Annotated in this window: 12 protein-coding genes and 2 pseudogenes; 5 read left to right on the top strand and 9 right to left on the bottom strand. The window is 62.8% G+C overall.

Features of this window, described 5'->3' with window-relative positions; genetic code table 11:
• The first annotated feature begins 26 nt into the window (after nt 1-26).
• Nucleotides 27-3,722, top strand: a complete 3,696-nt coding sequence (locus ACOQPI_RS10755; protein ID WP_420619641.1) for a multifunctional oxoglutarate decarboxylase/oxoglutarate dehydrogenase thiamine pyrophosphate-binding subunit/dihydrolipoyllysine-residue succinyltransferase subunit — start codon at nt 27-29, stop codon at nt 3,720-3,722.
• Here the strand turns inward: ACOQPI_RS10755 and ACOQPI_RS10750 are convergent.
• Nucleotides 3,719-5,341 (bottom strand): SulP family inorganic anion transporter, encoded by a 1,623-nt coding sequence (locus tag ACOQPI_RS10750; protein ID WP_420619640.1) that lies wholly within the window; start codon nt 5,339-5,341, stop codon nt 3,719-3,721. The two genes, ACOQPI_RS10755 and ACOQPI_RS10750, sit on opposite strands and share 4 nt — an antisense overlap.
• Before the next feature lie 94 nt (nt 5,342-5,435).
• Nucleotides 5,436-5,669 (bottom strand): hypothetical protein, encoded by a 234-nt coding sequence (locus ACOQPI_RS10745; RefSeq protein WP_420619639.1) that lies wholly within the window; start codon nt 5,667-5,669, stop codon nt 5,436-5,438.
• Between the two features lie 352 nt (nt 5,670-6,021).
• On the opposite strand from ACOQPI_RS10745, the gene ACOQPI_RS10740 reads away from it, so the two are divergent.
• Together ACOQPI_RS10740 and ACOQPI_RS10735 are read left to right on the top strand one after the other, a co-directional pair.
• Nucleotides 6,022-6,171: a hypothetical protein gene (locus tag ACOQPI_RS10740; protein ID WP_420619638.1), complete on the top strand. Its 150-nt coding sequence runs from the start codon at nt 6,022-6,024 to the stop codon at nt 6,169-6,171.
• 89 nt (nt 6,172-6,260) lie between these two features.
• Nucleotides 6,261-6,737: a hypothetical protein gene (locus ACOQPI_RS10735; protein WP_420619637.1), complete on the top strand. Its 477-nt coding sequence runs from the start codon at nt 6,261-6,263 to the stop codon at nt 6,735-6,737.
• 1,337 nt (nt 6,738-8,074) lie between these two features.
• On the opposite strand, the gene ACOQPI_RS10730 is transcribed toward ACOQPI_RS10735, so the two are convergent.
• Nucleotides 8,075-10,567, bottom strand: a complete 2,493-nt coding sequence (locus ACOQPI_RS10730; RefSeq protein WP_420619636.1) for a fibronectin type III domain-containing protein — start codon at nt 10,565-10,567, stop codon at nt 8,075-8,077.
• 542 nt (nt 10,568-11,109) lie between these two features.
• Here ACOQPI_RS10730 and ACOQPI_RS10725 point away from each other — a divergent pair.
• Nucleotides 11,110-11,358: pseudogene (locus ACOQPI_RS10725) on the top strand (site-specific integrase); the annotation flags it as partial.
• Nucleotides 11,359-11,430: 72 nt separating this feature from the next.
• On the opposite strand, the gene ACOQPI_RS10720 reads toward ACOQPI_RS10725, so the two are convergent.
• A complete protein-coding gene (locus ACOQPI_RS10720; protein ID WP_420621078.1) occupies nt 11,431-11,700 on the bottom strand; it encodes a hypothetical protein in 270 nt (89 codons plus the stop codon).
• Between ACOQPI_RS10720 and ACOQPI_RS10715 the strand changes: the two are divergent.
• A pseudogene (locus tag ACOQPI_RS10715) lies at nt 11,614-11,982 on the top strand (tyrosine-type recombinase/integrase); the annotation flags it as partial. The gene ACOQPI_RS10720 and the pseudogene ACOQPI_RS10715 sit on opposite strands and share 87 nt — an antisense overlap.
• Nucleotides 11,983-12,132: 150 nt before the next feature.
• On the opposite strand, the gene ACOQPI_RS10710 reads toward ACOQPI_RS10715, so the two are convergent.
• The 5 genes from ACOQPI_RS10710 to ACOQPI_RS10690 all read right to left on the bottom strand — a co-directional run bounded on the left by ACOQPI_RS10710 (nt 12,133) and on the right by ACOQPI_RS10690 (nt 17,063).
• The gene (locus ACOQPI_RS10710; protein ID WP_420619635.1) at nt 12,133-13,335 is read right to left on the bottom strand and encodes an amidohydrolase family protein; all 1,203 of its coding nucleotides are present in this window, start codon (nt 13,333-13,335) and stop codon (nt 12,133-12,135) included.
• A 66-nt stretch (nt 13,336-13,401) separates the two neighbouring features.
• Nucleotides 13,402-13,863 (bottom strand): HD domain-containing protein, encoded by a 462-nt coding sequence (locus ACOQPI_RS10705; protein WP_420619634.1) that lies wholly within the window; start codon nt 13,861-13,863, stop codon nt 13,402-13,404.
• Nucleotides 13,860-14,780: a site-specific tyrosine recombinase gene (locus ACOQPI_RS10700; RefSeq protein ID WP_420619633.1), complete on the bottom strand. Its 921-nt coding sequence runs from the start codon at nt 14,778-14,780 to the stop codon at nt 13,860-13,862. The genes ACOQPI_RS10705 and ACOQPI_RS10700 overlap by 4 nt, the downstream gene beginning before the upstream one ends.
• 19 nt (nt 14,781-14,799) lie before the next feature.
• Entirely contained in the window at nt 14,800-15,354 is a 555-nt protein-coding gene (locus tag ACOQPI_RS10695; protein ID WP_420619632.1) for an NUDIX hydrolase, read from the bottom strand.
• 11 nt (nt 15,355-15,365) lie between these two features.
• A complete protein-coding gene (locus ACOQPI_RS10690; protein ID WP_420619631.1) occupies nt 15,366-17,063 on the bottom strand; it encodes a CTP synthase in 1,698 nt (565 codons plus the stop codon).
• Nucleotides 17,064-17,097 lie beyond the last annotated feature (34 nt).

Here is a 17,097-nt window from a genome sequence, read left to right as displayed (position 1 = left end):
GGTCCCGAAGTTCATAGACTCTCCCCATGGCCCCAGACCCGGAGTCGATAGTCGGCCAGAACGCCTGGCTGGTGGACGAGATGCACCGCCAGTACCTGGACGACCCAAAGTCGGTCAGCGAGAGCTGGCAGGACTTCTTCTCCGACTACCGACCCGACCGGGTTCTCCCCGACTCGGACGCCCCGGCGACCCCGCTCCTGCCGGCGCCCGAGCCCGATGAAGCCCCTGAGCCTCATCCAGGGGACCCGCTGCGGGGGGCGGCGGCCCGCATTGCCCGCAACATGGAGGCCAGCCTGGCCGTCCCCACTGCCACCAGCTTCCGGGAAGTCCCGGCCAAGCTGCTCGACGTGAACCGCCGGATCGTCAACGGCTATCTGGGACGCACCGACGGCCGCAAGGTGTCGTACACCCATCTAATCGCCTACGCCGTGGTGCAGGCCATCGCCCGCCACATGCCGGTGATGAACTCCACCTTCCTCGATGGCGACAACGGCCCTCGGGTGGTGCGCCATCCCCACATCGGCCTGGGCATCGCCGTAGACGTGGAGAAGGCCGACGGGTCCCGCTCACTTCTGGTGCCGTGCTTGCCCGAAGCCGACACGCTGGACTTCCCCAACTTCGTCGAGCTCTACGACACCATGATCCGCAAAGTGCGGAGCAATGATCTGAGCCCCGACGACTTTGCGGGCGTCACCGTCAGCATCACCAACCCCGGCACCCTGGGCACGGTGCAGTCGGTACCCCGGCTCATGCCCGGCCAAGGGGTCATCGTCGGCGTGGGCACTATTGACTATCCCACGGCCTATCAGGCCGCCGACTCCCGAACGCTGGCCGACCTGGGGGTGTCGAAGGTGATCACCCTGTCGTCCACCTACGACCACCGCATCATCCAGGGTGCCGAGTCGGGGATGTTCCTGGGCGCGGTTCACGAACTGCTGCTGGGCAAGCACAACTTCTACGACGACATATTCCGTGCGGTGGGCGTGCCTTATGAGGCAGTTCGCTGGCGGCCCGACATCTTGCCCCTCGACCGAGAGCAGGCCGTGATCACCAAGCAAGTGCAGGTGAACGCGCTCATCAACATGCACCGAGTGCGAGGGCACCTCATCGCCGACCTCGACCCTCTGTCGGCCAACGAACCCGAGATGCACGCCGAGCTCGATCCAGCCACCTACGGCCTCACCATCTGGGACCTCGACCGGGAGTTCCTCACCACCGGGCTAGGCGGCATCGACATGGGCCAGCCCGACGGCAAGATGCCACTGGGCGAGATCCTGCACGTGCTCCGCAATGCCTACTGCCGAACCGTCGGGGTGGAGTACATGCACATCCAGGATCCCGACGAGAAGCAGTGGATCCAAGAGCAGGTGGAGGGACTGGGCGCTCCGGCGGGGCTGGAAGAGAAGCTGCACATCTTGGATCGGCTGAACGCGGCCGAGGCGCTGGAGCGATTCTTGGACACAAAATACGTAGGCCAGAAGCGCTTCGGGATCGAGGGAGCCGAGAGCGCCATCGTGGTGCTGGATTCGGTGCTGGGAAAGGCCGCCGACCTGGGCATGGCTTCGGCGATCATGGGCATGGCCCACCGGGGACGGCTCAATGTGCTGGTGAACATCGTGGGCAAGGACTACGGACAGCTCTTCGGTGAGTTCGAAGGGAACCTGGATGAGTCGTCCACCCAGGGGTCGGGTGACGTGAAATACCACCTGGGAATGACCTCGGAGTTCGAGAGCATGGCGGGCAACCGCATTCCAGTGGAGCTGGCCGCCAACCCGTCGCACTTGGAGGCGGTGAACCCGGTAGTGGAGGGCATGGTCCGGGCCCGCTTGGACGACCTCAACCACGACCAAGGCGAACACAGCCCGGTCAGCGGGCTGGTGAGGGGCCAGGCGGCCGACGATGATGACCGCTATCCGGTGCTTCCCGTGCTGGTCCACGGCGACGCCGCCTTTGCCGGTCAGGGGGTGGTGAGCGAAACCTTGAACCTGTCGCTGATCGAGGGATATCGCACCGGGGGCACCGTGCATTTGGTGATCAACAACCAGGTGGGGTTCACCACCACGGCTGAGTCGGCTCGCTCCAGCTACTACTGCACGGATGTGGCCAAGATGATCCAAGCGCCCATCTTCCACGTAAACGGCGACGATCCCGAGGCCTGCGCCCGAGTGGCCCTTTTGGCGCTGGCCTACCGCAATCACTTCCACAAAGACGTAGTGATCGACATGTGGTGCTACCGCCGCCAGGGGCACAACGAGGCCGACGACCCCAGCTACACCCAGCCGGAGATGTACCGGCGGATCGAGAGCCACCGCTCGGTGCGAAAGCGGTACGTGGAATCGCTGGTGAAACGGGGGGACATCACCCTGGACGAGGCCGAACAGGCCATGGACGAATTCCGGGCCAAGCTCCAGAAGGCGCTGGAGGAAACCCGGGACCACACCTCGGACGAATCGCTGGGGGAAACCGTTGGATCTGCGAATGCCGCCAGCAGAGATCTTCAGCTGTCCATTTCGGAAGGGCTGGCCGACCCCACTCCCCATGTTGCACCCCCCGTGGACACCGGCGTGTCGGAAAGGCAGATCAGGCGGGTATTCGACGTGCTCACCTCGGTGCCCGACGGGTTTGTGCTCCACCCCAAACTGGCCCGCCAGTTCGAGGCCCGAGACAAGATGATGGCCGAGGGCATGGTGGACTGGGGGCTAGCCGAGGCGTTGGCCTTCGGCACCCTACTTGATGAGGGAACATCGATCCGCCTGGCCGGCCAGGACTCTCGCCGGGGAACGTTCTCCCATCGCCACAGCACCCTGGTGTGCAACCAAACGGCCCGGGAGCACTGCCCGCTGGCCGAACTGGCCCGCAGTGGTACCAAGTTGTGGGTGTACGACTCGCTGCTCTCGGAATACGCAGCACTGGGCTTCGAATACGGCTACTCCGTGGGCGACACCAATGCGATGGTCCTCTGGGAGGCCCAATTCGGCGACTTCGTCAATGGTGCTCAGATCATCATCGACCAATTCGTCATGTCGGCCGAGGACAAGTGGAACCAACACTCGGGACTGGTGATGCTTCTTCCCCATGGTTTCGAGGGTCAGGGGCCAGAGCACTCTTCGGGGCGGATCGAGCGGTTCTTGCAATCGGTGGCCGAGAACAACATCCGAGTGGCCAACCTGTCTACTGCGGCTCAGTACTTCCACCTGCTCCGAGACCAAGCGAGGCGCTCGAAGCGCAAGCCGCTGGTGCTGTTCACGCCCAAATCACTGCTGCGCCATCGAGACGCCCGGTCACCGGTGGGCGATTTGACCGATGGCTGGTTCTCCCCGGTGCTGTCCGATCCCGGCGATTTCGATCCCCGGCAAGTCACCGGCGTTGTGCTGGCCAGCGGCAAGATCAGCCATGAGGCCATCGCGGAGCGAAACCGGGTGGGCGCCACTGCGGCGGTTGTGCGAGTGGAACAGCTCTACCCCTGGCCAGCCAGCGCCTTGGCCGAAGCACTCGGCCACTACCCCCAAATCGACAAGATCGTCTGGCTCCAAGAGGAGCCCCAGAACATGGGACCGTGGAACTACGTGAAGGGCCATCTCCATGAGGCGTTCGGAGACCATTGCGACATCCTTCGGGCCAGCCGCAACGAGTCGTCTAGCCCGGCCACCGGCAGCGGCGCCGTTCACGCCCAGGAGCAGTCGGAGCTCATTGCCCGAACTCTTGATCTACTGGATTCCTAGTCCTCGAGCAGCCGCCTGGCCACTGCTCGGGCTTCGTCTTGGGTTCCGACGATCTGATCCTCGGGAACCCGCTGGAGCACGTCGAGGGACTGCAAGGTGCGGGCGGGCAACCCGGTGAGGCTCATCACGATGCACTCGGTGTCTTGATCGAAGGCGGCGTCGATGAGCTGCTCCAAAACCAATGCGGCGCTGTCGTCCAGGTAGATGGTCTCGGAGAAATCGAAGATCACCACCTCATGGTCCCGAATGTCCACGCTGACGGTGTTGATGATCTTGTTGGACGACGCCACCGAGAAACTCCCCCGAAAGGCAACCATGCCCACTCGGGCGGCATGAGGGTCTGCCCCCTCATCGGAGGGCGTCACCTCTTCTTGGAAGAACAGCTGGTCCAAGATCGGCACGGAGACCACGTTGTCCATCTCCAGGCGCTCGAACTGCCGAGAGCGGGTCATGCCGGCGATGATCAGGCCAATGGCCACCGCGGTGATCAAGTCGACGAACACCGTCAAGCCGAAGGTGGCGAACATGATGAACAGGTGCTCCCGGTGCAGGCGGGTGACCCTGGTCAAGAACCGCCAGTCCATGATGTCCCAGCCCACCTTCATCAAGATGCCGGCCAGCGCGGCATGGGGAATGTCCTCCACGTAGGTTCCCAGGCCCAGAACCAGGGCCAGCAGGATCAGCGCCCGCAGCACGCCCGAGACCCGGCTGTGGCCGCCGGCCCGGATGTTGACCACTGTGCCCATGGTGGCCCCTGCTCCAGGCGTTCCACCGATGAATCCGACCATCATGTTGCCGATGCCCTGGCCGATCAGCTCTCGATTGGGCTGATGGCTGGTGCGAGTCATCGAGTCGGCCACCAGCGAGGTGAGCAGGCTGTCGATGGAGCCCAGAAGTGCGATGGTCAGAGCCGGCTGCACAGCCCCGGCCAGCACGTCGCCGGACAGCTCGGGCAGCTCGAAACCGGGCAAGCCGGTGGGCACGTCGCCGATGACCGGAGTGTTGCCGAGCCACAGAACGCTGAGCAGCGTCCCGACGATCAGCGCCATCAGCATTGAGGGAACAAAGGCCCGGAGGCGAGGGGGCCAGAAGATGCAAACACCCAGCGAGATTGCCGCGATCGCCAAGGAACTGAAGTTCACGTCGCCGAACACGTCGGGCCAAGAGCGGACCGCGTCAATCGGCCCGCCCAACTCCACGTCCGCCCCCAAGAACGGCAGGGTCTGCACCAGGATGATGATCACCCCGATGCCAGACATGAACCCCGACACCACCGAGTAGGGCGTGTACACCACGAAGCGGCCGATTCGCAGCATTCCCAGGCAGACCTGGAGCAACCCCGCCATGACCACGATGGTGAATGCCTCTTCGAGGCTCTCGGCATGGCTGGTGACCACCACCGCCATGGCCAGAGCCATGGGGCCGGTAGGCCCCGATATCTGTGCCCGAGTCCCGCCGAAAACTGCCGCGAACAGCCCCAAGGCGATCGCCCCGTACATACCGGCCACTGCACCCAACCCCGACGCCACCCCGAACGCCAATGCCGTAGGGAGACCGACAACCGCCGCAGTGATGCCCCCGAAGGCGTCTTCGCGAAAATCGTGAAGCGAGTAGCTCACCTCGACAGATTGCCACGAGCACCAGCCCCAACCCGCCATCCCGCCAAAGACCCAGCACCGACACCCCCACTCCCAATCACCAACCTCTCCACGATCAGGGGGGAACCTCAACCCGCTCTTTTTTGGTGTAGGGCGGAATCCTGACCTTTTTGTTCCCCACGAACTTCTTGGTCACCACGTCCTCATACTGGGGAATGTTGGTGTAGTTGTAGGCGGGAACGTCCTTGTATTTGTAATCAGGAACCGTCTTGGTGCCGTCTCGCTCTTGGACTTTATAGGGCTCTTGTCTGGTGATCTCGGTTCGGGTCGGATCATGGGCGCTGGCCACAGCAGGCAACAGGGTTGCCGCAACACAAAAAACGGCGAAGAGAACAAGAAAACGGCGGAATGTCGGGCGGTCCCCTTCGGACGATCGGGTAATTCCGACTACAGAAATCCGCTGTCAGGCCCGAAGGGGACCAAGACGAAGCCCGACCCACCTCGGAGGGGAAGGGGCAAGCACCCGACTCGCCATCGCACCTGACCGCAGGGGAAATCTCACGGATCTCTGTAGTCGGGGCCGAACCTAACCCGGCCTCTGAGCAGGCCGCAGGCGCCGCAAGCCCGACCTCTCCCTAGTAGCTTTGCATATGTCTATACGAGTGCTAATTTGGCTGCATGGCTCCCGCTCTGGAACCCGATTGATGTCGCGTTTGTCGCCGACCGTGCGCCAGCAAAGGGCCGAAGCGCTGGTGGCTGTTGCCGCCATAGGCCGCCAGCTCGATGCCGACACAGAAGCGCTGACAACCGCCATGAGCCACGCCAACAGCGTCGGCTGCTCATGGCACTAGATCGCCCGTCATGCCCCCTTGAACCGCGCTACCGCCCAACGCCGAGTCGAGCGGTAGCGGCAAACCACCAACACAACCGAAAGGCAGCCATGACCACACCGCCAACCACGCCACTCCAAACGCCGTCGGTCATCTCGCCGCCTAAAAGTCGCCATTTGGTCATCATGGTGGCGGTGGTTTTGGCTCTAGGTGGGGCGCTATTGCCGATAGCACCGGAGCTGACCATAGCCCTCGTTAGTCTGCTTATGGCCTATTGCCTGATCTTCATAGCGCGCTATGCAGTGTTTTGGCTCAAACACCGCCCACTGCCACGAAATTACGACGACAAAGGCAAGCTCCAACCGAACAAAATAGAAAATTTTCTGCTTTGCATATTTGCATTTTCCCCGTGTTGGGTTTGGGCGGTATTCAGCAGCGATGGAAGATTAGACTTCTCATTTTGGTTGGCTACTGCATTGATAGTGCTTTCCTATTTTCTCGGTAAACTCGTCCTGTTCCGCTGGTGGCTTCCCCGAAGAAAACGACAACAACAACGAGAAGACAGCATGTCTGGCCTACGGGGGTAACCGTTCCAACTCTCTTGCCTTGGCAGGGAACTTACAGCAAAGAGAGAACAGCGGGCAACAGCCGCCTATGCGGGGAGGGTTAGAAGTCGCCGCGGCGCGGGCGGCCGCTGGAAAAAATCAGGCTTGATCGCTCAGCACTGGCGCAGAGAGCGCCCTGACATGTCTAATGATTGATGGAGACACAATCATCAAGACTCCAACGGCCCCGATTGCCATTACCACGATCATGCGGTGGATGTTCAGCAGGCCAGCGAACCACGGGGCGAACACAAAGAGGGTGAGATGTACAAAGCCCTACCCACCACGGCGAGCAGCCAGCCCCAACACTCCCACGGCCAGAGCCACCCAACAACGTAAAGGGGGGGGTGATAGATCATGCCCCACCCACCATACACCTGCTGCTCCAGCGGCCTCGCATCTGCTTGTGGCCTATTGCCTGACCTTTATAGTGCGCTATTCCATTTTCTGATTCAGACACTGCCCGATGCCACAGAATTACGACAACAGAAGCAAGCTCCAGCCGAACAAAATAAAAGATTTTCTGCTTTACGTATTTACAATTTTCTCGTATTGGGTTTGGGCAGAATTTATTAGCTATGGAAGATTGGACTCTTCATTTTGGCTGGCATTGCTTCGATAGTGTTTTCTATTTTTTGGTAAACTCGTCCTGTTCCGTTAATGGCTTCTCCGCAAATAAAACCCGCGGTCAAGTCCGAAGGGAACCAAGACAAAGCCCAACCCGTATCGGAGGGAATATGGCAAACACCCGACTCGCCGACAAACTTGATCGCGGGGGAAACCCCCTCGGATTTCGGTACCAGCCAGGAAACCTAAACCAGCGCCCAGCCCAAGCGCAACAGCAACAACTCAGCCAAAGGGCCATGAGCCCGCGACGCTGGCAGGCGTTGGGCCGGGATGGTTCCCCGAATCAGTGGGAAGTCAGGTCGCGGGCCCTAGCTTGTTGAACCCGATCCCAAACACCCATCAGCAGCAGCACGAGGAAAGACCACACCACAGCGCTCGCAATTAGAGGCATCCCCGACCAATCCGCAATCCAGGGGCCAACCACCCAAATGCCTAAAGACCAGATGCTGACCCCGATAGCACACGACAACCATACGGGGAGGTTGGATAGCGCCAGCGTGCTCTTGCGGGCAGCGGTCGCCTTGGCGGTATCGTCAGGGGGGTGTGGTGGGGGGTTCTGGTAACTCATGCCCCCCACCATACACCTGCAATCGGGCCGGGCCGCCACAGCCCCTCGGGAGCTCCCAGGGCCACCACAGCGCCCAGCGGGCCTCGGCGGGTTTAGCGGTCTCAGGTTTTGCGGGGGTGCGGTTCTATCGGCAGCGCACCGGCTCGCTGTCGCCCACCTTTTTGTTTCCGGCGATCTTGGCCTGCATGCCGACTTGATACCAACCGGCGTTTGGCACGTCGAACGTCGTCGAAGTGCCCGCAACCGCGCTCTGGAATCCGCGGTGGCCGCGGTTTTTCGCCTCGCTCGCCCAGACATCCGGCTTCAGGCTTTCGGGGGTCTTGCTCCAAGAAACCGAGATGACCCAGCCCGAGCCCGACGACGCGCACGAAACAGAGTCGAACGCCAAAGAAGGCTTGGGCTTTGCAGGAGTGGCGGTGCCGGTGATCCACGTTGAGACGCCGTTGGCGTTGAACGCGGCCACCCGCACGTCGTAGGCCGAGCCGTTCACAAGCCCGGTGATGGTATGCGATGTGGCCAAATCCGAGCCGTGGTCCAAATCCTCGGACCCCACAGCGGCCCCATCCCACGCCTGGGCGGTGGGCTTCCACTGCACCCGATACCCGAACCCCGCCGCGGGAGCCGTGGCCGACGCCGACCAAGACACCGCGATCTGCCCGGCCCCCGCACTAGCCGACAAATCAGAAGCCGGGGCGGGAACCGACTGGCTGGAATCGTCGTCGCTTTTGAGATATTTATTTTTCACAAACTCGCAGGCATAGTGAACTCCCGCGGCAGTAGCCACACCGGCGGCTACAACCACAAGTGCTGGGGATACTGATAAAGCTGTTGCCACACCAGCGACAGCGGCAGCGCCGGTTGCTGTAGACGCGGCAGCATAAGCTGCTGCTCCCCCTACTACTGCTTGTCCGAATGGAACTGAGCACGCCAGGTTGAATGCTGTTTGCCCTATTCTGCGGAGCCTTTCCATCTCAACGATAGCTGCCTGTTTTATTGACTCTCCAACCGCGCCAACGGCCTGGGAGGCTTGATCTACAACGACCTTCCCACCCCTGATGACGTAGTCAATGCCTTTGATAGTGAGCTTTGCGCCTTCTCTAACCCAATGCGTCACACCGTCAACAACGATTTTGAAAAGGTCTTTGGATTCTACGAGCTTGTAGCAGGCGTAATCGGCGTTGGCCGAGACCGATTCCTGATTCCATTCGTAGCCTGCGGGCGCTGCGGGGAGGTCTGCGTAGCCAGCGAGAAACCGGTTGGGGGTCTTGGTGTGGATGGCGTGGGCCAGCGTCTGCCCGTTCGGGCAGCTCCCGGCGCGGAGCTGCCAGCACTCATGCACCGGCCATCCGGGAGTGGCCCTTGTGCTAACCCAGAACTGGCCGGTAGGCGCAGCGCGCGGCGGCGTCCAGCCGTTAGTGCCAGTTCCGTACTCATACCCATTCGGGCACGTCACACCGGCAGGGGGCCTGATTTTGCAGACCTTCGAGTGGTCGTTGTGGACGTCGCCTGCGTGGGTGATCCATGCGACGGTCTGGCCCGCGTTGCCGATTCCGCACACCGGCTCGGAGTCGTGGTCGTCGTGGCAGACGTTCGTGCTGTCGTGGCGGTGCTGGCTGTTGGGATCGTAAGAGCAGAGCGACGGGCAGACCTTCGAGTGGTCGTTGTGGACGTCGCCTGCGTGGGTGATCCATGTGACGGTCTGGCCCGCGTTGCCGGTTCCGCACGCCGGCTCGGCGTCGTGGTCGTCGTGGCAGACGTTCGTGCTGTCGTGGCGGTGCTCGGTCTTGAAATCGAACTTGCAGTCGTTGTCGCCGCCGCCGTTGTCGCCGCCGCCGTCGTTGTCGGTGCCTGGCTGTTTGCAGCCGGAGACGTGGCCGTAGGTGTCGGTTGATGTCGGGGTCTGGCCGGTGGGGCACTGGTGGCTGCCGGCGGGGATATGTGTTGTGGTGTATTGGCCGGTGCCCACTGTCCGGTATTTCGTCACGGTCTTGTATTTGGGCACTTCTTTGGTGAATGGCGCTACCCGCTCTTTTTTGGTGTAGGGCGGAATCCTGACCTTTTTGTTCCCCACGAACTTCTTGGTCACCACGTCCTCATACTGGGGAATGTTGGTGTAGTTGTAGGCGGGAACATCCTTGTAGTTGTAAAGGGGAATCGTCTTCGACATGGGCGGAACCCGGACCTGAAAGCAGCCCAGCCAGATGCACTGCGTCTCGTAGTTGTACAGTGGTTTTGTCGTCGTGTAGGGTGGAATCCGCTCTTTTTTGGTGTAGGGCGGTATCCTGACCTTTTTGTTCCCCACGAACTTCTTGGTCACCACGTCCTCATACTGGGGAACGTCTACATAGTTGTAGGCGGGAACGTCTTTGTAGTTGTAATCGGGAATCGTTTTGGTGCCGTCCTGCTCTTGGGCTTGGTAGGGCTCTTGTCTGGTGATCTCGGTTCGGGTCGGATCGTGGGCGCTGGCCGCGGCGGGCAGCAGCGCCGCCGCAACACAGAACACAGCGAACAAGGCAAGAAAACGGCGGAACGTCGGGCGGCCCCCACCGGGCGGCTTTGAAGGTGCGGCCGTCTTGGCGGTTTCGTTCGGGAGGTCAGGCTTGGACAGTGCAGACATGGGGCGGCTCTCCCGAGGGATTCTGATACGCAGCGGATAAATGCCTTTATCCGCCGCGTTGGAAGCACCGCGGATCTGGCGGAGATAGCCAGGCTGCGAGTGTGGAAACCTTGTGTTGGCTAGGAATTCGTCTGATCCGGAAGAGTGGGAGACGCGGCGGATTGTTCTCGGTCTTGGCTGTGCAGCGGCTGTTGGCTTGGTGCCGGTCCCGTGCCGGTCGGTGTCGTGGCGGCGGCGGGAGGCCAGTTTGTTCGGTGGGCAGGGCTCGCCGGCTCGGGGGCTGTTTTGCCTGTTCAAGTGGGATTATGGTTTGCCACGCGACAGGGCTGTGCCGACTCCTGTCTGGGCAGAGGTTGACAAACGCTTTGAACCTGAGCTAGGCAATAAAGGCATTTATTTGCCGCGTTGACGCGCTGGCAGCCAGGCGAACAAGGGCTGATTCCAATTCGAATCGCGCAACGGGTGTTGACTAGGAAAACGGCAATGAAACATCACCCCCCCCCCCCGCGCTTTCATATGACGCTGTAAGCAATGCCGCTGAGATCGCCGCGGTCTTCCAAGCGCTAGAAACCGGTCCGGCTTGCTGGCCAGTCGACGGGCTGATCGAGCACGCCAAGACGTTCGCGCTGGCCGAGAATACCCGCAAGACCTATAGAACCGGGTGGAACAGCTGGGCCCGCTGGGCGAATGCCAACAACCAGCCGGACTCCAACCCGACAGCCGAGAACATCCAGCGCTGGCTGGCCGAGCTCTACAGAGAGGGCAAGAAGCCCTCCACCCTGCGCACCTACCTCGGTGCGGTGGCCCACAGGCTCCGCTGTCGTCTCAGCGCCAACCCGGCCCGCGACCACCAGGTCGGCCGGCTATTGGCCGGAATCACCCGCCACGCCGCTGCCCAGGGCATCTTCCCAAAACAAGCCGAACCGCTGCGGCGACACCAGATCGAAGCCATCGCAGCCGCCGCCCTCACGCCCCGAAACAACCAGCCCGGAGGGCGACTGGAAACCCCTCAGCAGGCCCAAGAGCGCGCCGGTGCCGACATCGCCATGGTCTTCCTCGCCCACGACGCCTTGCTGCGCTGCGGCGAACTCCTCGCCCTCACCTGGGGCGACCTCGACCTGCCGCCCGACCACGAGTGCGGAACGGTTTGGATCCGGAGGTCGAAGACCGACCAAACCGGCAAAGGCGCTGTCGCACCCATCTCAGAATTCATTGTTCAGGCACTCGCCCGCCTCAAGCCCGCCAACGCCAACCCCGGCGACCGAGTATTCAATTTCTCATCCAAAACCGTCACCCGCCGCCTCAGAGCCGCAGCTCAAGCCGCCGGGATCGATCCCACCAACATCTCCAGCCACTCCCTGCGCGTGGGAATGGCCCAAGACCTCGCCAGCTCGGGCATCGACATAGCCGGGCTCATGCTCGCAGGCCGATGGAAGACCTCGGCAACCGCCGTTCACTACACCAAGCACTTGGCAGCCCACCACACCCCAGCGGCCCAATACCTCAAGACCCGCCACCCGGTGGAGGCGCCTACGGAGCTTGCAGCTGAGAAGTCTAGGTGCCTGTCAGTCGATGTCGAGGTTGAGGAGGCGAGCGGCGTTGCCCCTCACCAGCTTGTGGACCACGTCGGGGGGCAGGTGGCCCATCATGTCCTCGGCCGCCTTCTTGGTGTGGGGCCACGTTGTATCGGTGTGGGGGTAGTCGGTTTCGAACGTCACGTTGTCCACCCCGACCTCGTCCAGGGATTTCAATCCGTGGTTGTCGCGGAAGAAGCAGCCGTAGATCTGCCGGTAGTAGTAGGTGGACGGCGGCTCGGGGATGGAGTCCTTGACCCCGCCCCAAGCCCGGTGCTCCGACCAGACGTCGTCGCAGCGCTCTAAGATGTAGGGGATCCACCCGATCTGGCCCTCGGAATAGGCCAGCTTCATCTCGGGGAACCGCACCAGCACCCCGGAGAACAAGAAGTCGCTCATCGACGCGATGGCGTTGTTGAAGCTGAGCGAGGCCGCCACCGCGGGGGGTGCGTCGGGTGAGGCCGCGGGCATCACCGAGGAAGAGCCGATGTGCATGCACACCGCGGTGGCGGTGTCCTGGCAGGCGGCAAAGAACGGATCCCAATAGTCGGTGTGGATGCTGGGCAGGCCCAGGTTGGGAGCGATCTCCGAGAAGCACACGGCGTGGCAGCCCCGAGCGGCATTGCGCTCTACCTCGGCCTTGGCCAGCTCCACATCCCACAGCGGGATGATGGCCAGGGGGATGAGCGCCCCGTTTGAGTCGCCGCACCACTCCTCGATCATGAAGTCGTTGTAGGCCTGCACACAGGCCAAGGCCAGTTCCTTGTCTTCGGCTTCTAGGAAGGTCTGGCCGCAGAACCGGGGGAACGTCGGGAATGACAGCGACGCCTCCACATGGTTCATCTCCATGTCCTCCACCCGGGCCTTGGGGTCGTAGCAGCCCGGGCGCATCTCGTCGAAGGTGATTGGCACCGCCTCCATGTCGTCGCGGTCGAAGCCCACCGCGGCCACGTGGCGCTTGTTGGGATACACCAGGTCTTCATAGAACCACACGTCGCCCCACGGCCCGTCTTCTACGTCCAGCTCGTAGGTGTACATCTTGGGTCCGCCGGTATAGGTGATCGGCCCCACCCGGCGGCGTTCGACCCGCGGCCCTCGCTCCTTGAACCGCTCCGGCAGCCAGCTCTGCCACAGGTGGGCGGGCTCTACGAGATGGTCGTCGACGCTGATGATCTTGGGAATCTCGGTGCGCACGCCGAAAAGCCTACCGGCATCGGAGGGCGGTGCTCTTATCTGTCGGCGCAGGCCGAACCGGCTCCCCTATTGATCTGCGGCAGCCAGGGCGGTAGCCACTTCGGGAGACAGGGAGGATTTTCCGAGGGGAAGGTGGTGTTCCGCAGCCCACACCACAGTGATCTGGGCGCTGCCCGCCTCAAGCAGCATGGCCGCCCCCAGACGGGGGTGATCCCGGTAATCGGCCCATCGGCCCCGTAGACGGGTGGGAAAGACCGCTCCCGCCAGGGTGGCGGCCACACGAGCCCAGGTCCCCAGACCAGCATGGATCTTTCCCACGTCGTGAAGCGCCGCCGCCACCCGCTGGGCATCGTCCGCCAGCGCGGGGCATCGGGCCGAGCGCAGTGCGTGGCTGCGGTCGGCCGGACTCATCTGTCGGTAGAGCGCAGACTCAGCGCCGCTGAGCAGGCCGAGCAGCCAGGCTTCTTGGACGGGATCGGGACCTTTGTCGACAATCGACTGAAAGAAGCGACGAATCAGGTGGATCAACGGTCCAAGACCGCCCGAGGATGGGCGGCGCGATAGGCCTCCCACAGCTTCTCCTTGGACACCAAGGTGTACACCTGCGTGGTGCTGATGGAGGCATGGCCCAAGATCTCCTGCACCGCCCTGATGTCGGCACCGTGATCCAACATGTGGGTGGCGCATGAGTGGCGGAACACGTGAGGGGAGACTTTGGCCCCCAAGCCCACCTGCTGAGCCTTCTTCTTCACCACACCCCACGCGCCCTGCCGAGTCAGGCGTCGACCCCGCTGATTGAGCCAAACCGCTTCTTGGTCGTGCTGGGATGCCCAGCGATCAGGCTCTATCTCTCCGCGCCCGGCGGGAACCAGCCAGGCGGTCAGCGCCTCATGAGCGCATCGGCCCACCGGCAGTACCCGCTCCTTCTGGCCCTTTCCCAGAACCCGAACGGTGGCTTCGCTCATGTCCAAGTCAGTCAGCGACATCCCCACCAGCTCGCTGATGCGCATACCGGTGCCGTAGAGCATCTCCAACATGGCCCGATCCCGCCGTGACACCGGATCGGTGCCGATCACAGCGTCGAGAATGGCCTCCACTTCGGCCTCGCTCAGCGCTTTGGGCACGGCTTTGGGCACCGTGGGAAGCTCCAAATGGGAACCGGGGTCATCGGCGCGCAAACCCTCCATGACGAGGAACTGGTGGAAGGTCCGCACCGCGGTCATCGCCCGCTTCACCGATGCTGGGGCCATTCCCCGGCTCTGCTGGTGGCCCATGAACGCCAAGATGTCCTCTTCGCTGGCCGTGTCGGGGCTGCTTCCCCGAGAGGCCAAGACCTCGCAGTAGCCGTTCAGATCTCGGCGGTAGGCCTCACAGGTGCGGGGGGCGCGGCCCCGTTCCAGCACCAACCAATCCAAGAACTCCTCAACCCCACCCCCTGCACTCACCGTGGCGGGCACTGGGGACTCACCGCAGGTGCTCTCGGGCCAGCATCAGACCGACGATCGACTTGGCGTCGGCCAGTTCCCCGGAGGCGACCAAGTTCGTGACCTCAGCCAACTTGATGCGCTCGATGGCCATGTGCTGCTCCTCAATGCCGTGAGGACGGCGATCGGCGTCGGTCAGATCGGTGGCCAGATAGCAGTGGGTGATTTCGTCGCAGAATCCCGGAGAGTTGTGGAAGACGGCCAAGAGCTCCAGATGTCCTGCTCGCTTGCCGATCTCCTCCTCCAACTCCCGCTGGGCGGTCATTTCCGGGGGTTCGTCTTTGCTGTCGAGTTTGCCGGCAGGAATCTCCAGCAGCTCCCGATTCACCGCAGGGCGATACTGGCGGACCATGATGACCTCTTCGCCGTCAACGGGCACGATTACTGCGGCGCCGGGATGGCGGACGATCTCCCTCTCATAGATCGAGCCATCGGGGGCTCTGATCTCGGCGACGCTCAGCGACACCACTCGCCCTTGCCACTCCTGCCGCTCTCCAATCGGGGTGAAACCCTCCCCGCTTTCAACCGTCGCCACTTCGCAGTCTCTCAACGATGGGCTGCGGTAGAGGCCTCGGGTACCGCCTCGGCCTGCTCTGGTACCTCTTGCGCTGCACTGGAGCGAGCGTCATCATCGGCAGCCATTCCGCTCTCTTGGCGATCCAACGCGGCCTTCACCAAGCCGCAGAACAGCGGGGCGGGCCGGTCGGGGCGGCTCTTGAACTCGGGATGGGCCTGGGTTCCCACCCACCAGGGGTGACCGTCGAGTTCGATGAACTCCACCAGCAGGCCGTCGGGCGACTCGCCGGCAAGCACGAAGTCGGTGCCCTCGAAGCGGCCGCGGAGCTTGGGATTGAACTCATAGCGGTGGCGGTGGCGCTCCGACACCACCTCGGCCCCGTACGCCTCGGCCACCTTGGTTCCCGGTTGGAGCTTGGCCAGGCACGCCCCCAGCCGCATGGTGCCGCCCTTGTCGGTGATTCCGCGCTGCGATTCCATCAGGTCGATCACCGGCCACGGCGTGCTGGGGTCGAACTCGCTGGAATGGGCGTTGGCCAGGCCCAACACGTTGCGGGCGTAGTCGATGGTCATCACCTGGAGGCCCAGGCACAGGCCCAGGCAGGGCAAGCCGTTCTCCCGAGCGTAGGAAGCGGCGTTGACCTTGCCCTCAATCCCCCGCTCGCCGAACCCGCCGGGGATCACGATGCCGTCCAGCCCGCTCATCACGCTGTCGACCATGAGGCCTTCGACGCTCTCTGCCTGAATCCACTCGATCTCCACCGAGGCGCCGTGATGTATGCCCGCGTGGTTCAGGGCCTCCACCACTGACAGATAGGCGTCGGGGAGCGTGACGTACTTCCCGATGAGTCCGATGCGCACGGTGCGCTGGGCCATCTCCAACCGCTGGTTCAGCCACTGCCAGTCGGCCAGATCGGGCTCGGGGACATCCAAGCGCAAGATGTCGCACACCACGCCGTCGAGGCCTTCATCGTGGAGCACCAGGGGAATCTCGTAGATGCTGTCGGCGTCGGCCGCGTTGACCACCGCCGACACGTCCACGTCGCACAGGCTGGAGATCTTGCGCTTCAACTCGTCGGTGATGGGCGACTCGCTGCGGCACACGATGGCGTCGGGCTGGACGCCCCGGCTGCGGAGCTCGGTCACCGAATGCTGGGTGGGCTTGGTCTTCTGCTCGCCGGTTGGGCCGATGAAGGGCACCAGGGTGACGTGGATGTAGCAGACGTTGCCCCGCCCCACGTCCAGACGCACCTGGCGGATGGCTTCCAAGAAGGGGAGGATCTCGATATCGCCCACGGTCCCGCCGATCTCGGTGATGACCACGTCGATATCGTCGGACACCAGGCTGGCGATGCGGCTCTTGATCTCGTTGGTGACGTGGGGAATCACCTGAACGGTCTTGCCCAAATACTCGCCTTGGCGCTCCGCGGCGATGACCGAGGAGTAGATGGAGCCGGTGGTGGCGTTGGAGAGCTTGGTGAGGTTCTCGTCGATGAACCGCTCGTAGTGGCCGAGATCCAGATCAGTCTCGCCGCCGTCGTCGGTGACGAACACCTCTCCGTGCTCGAAGGGGTTCATGGTGCCGGGGTCCACATTGATGTACGGGTCCAGCTTCTGCATGGTCACCCGAAGACCCCGTTGCTTGAGCAAACGCCCCAGAGATGCGGCCGTAAGCCCTTTGCCCAGCGAACTCGCCACACCGCCAGTCACAAAGATGTGCTTGGTCACGCCTGCCAAGCTTAGCGGGGAGGAGCGACGACTG

The sequence above is a fragment of the Candidatus Poriferisocius sp. genome, from assembly GCF_965219815.1.
Taxonomy (GTDB): Bacteria; Actinomycetota; Acidimicrobiia; order Acidimicrobiales; family Bin134; genus Poriferisocius.
The sequence above is the reverse complement of the archived record's forward strand: the minus strand, read 5'-3'. Positions and strand labels throughout refer to the sequence as shown.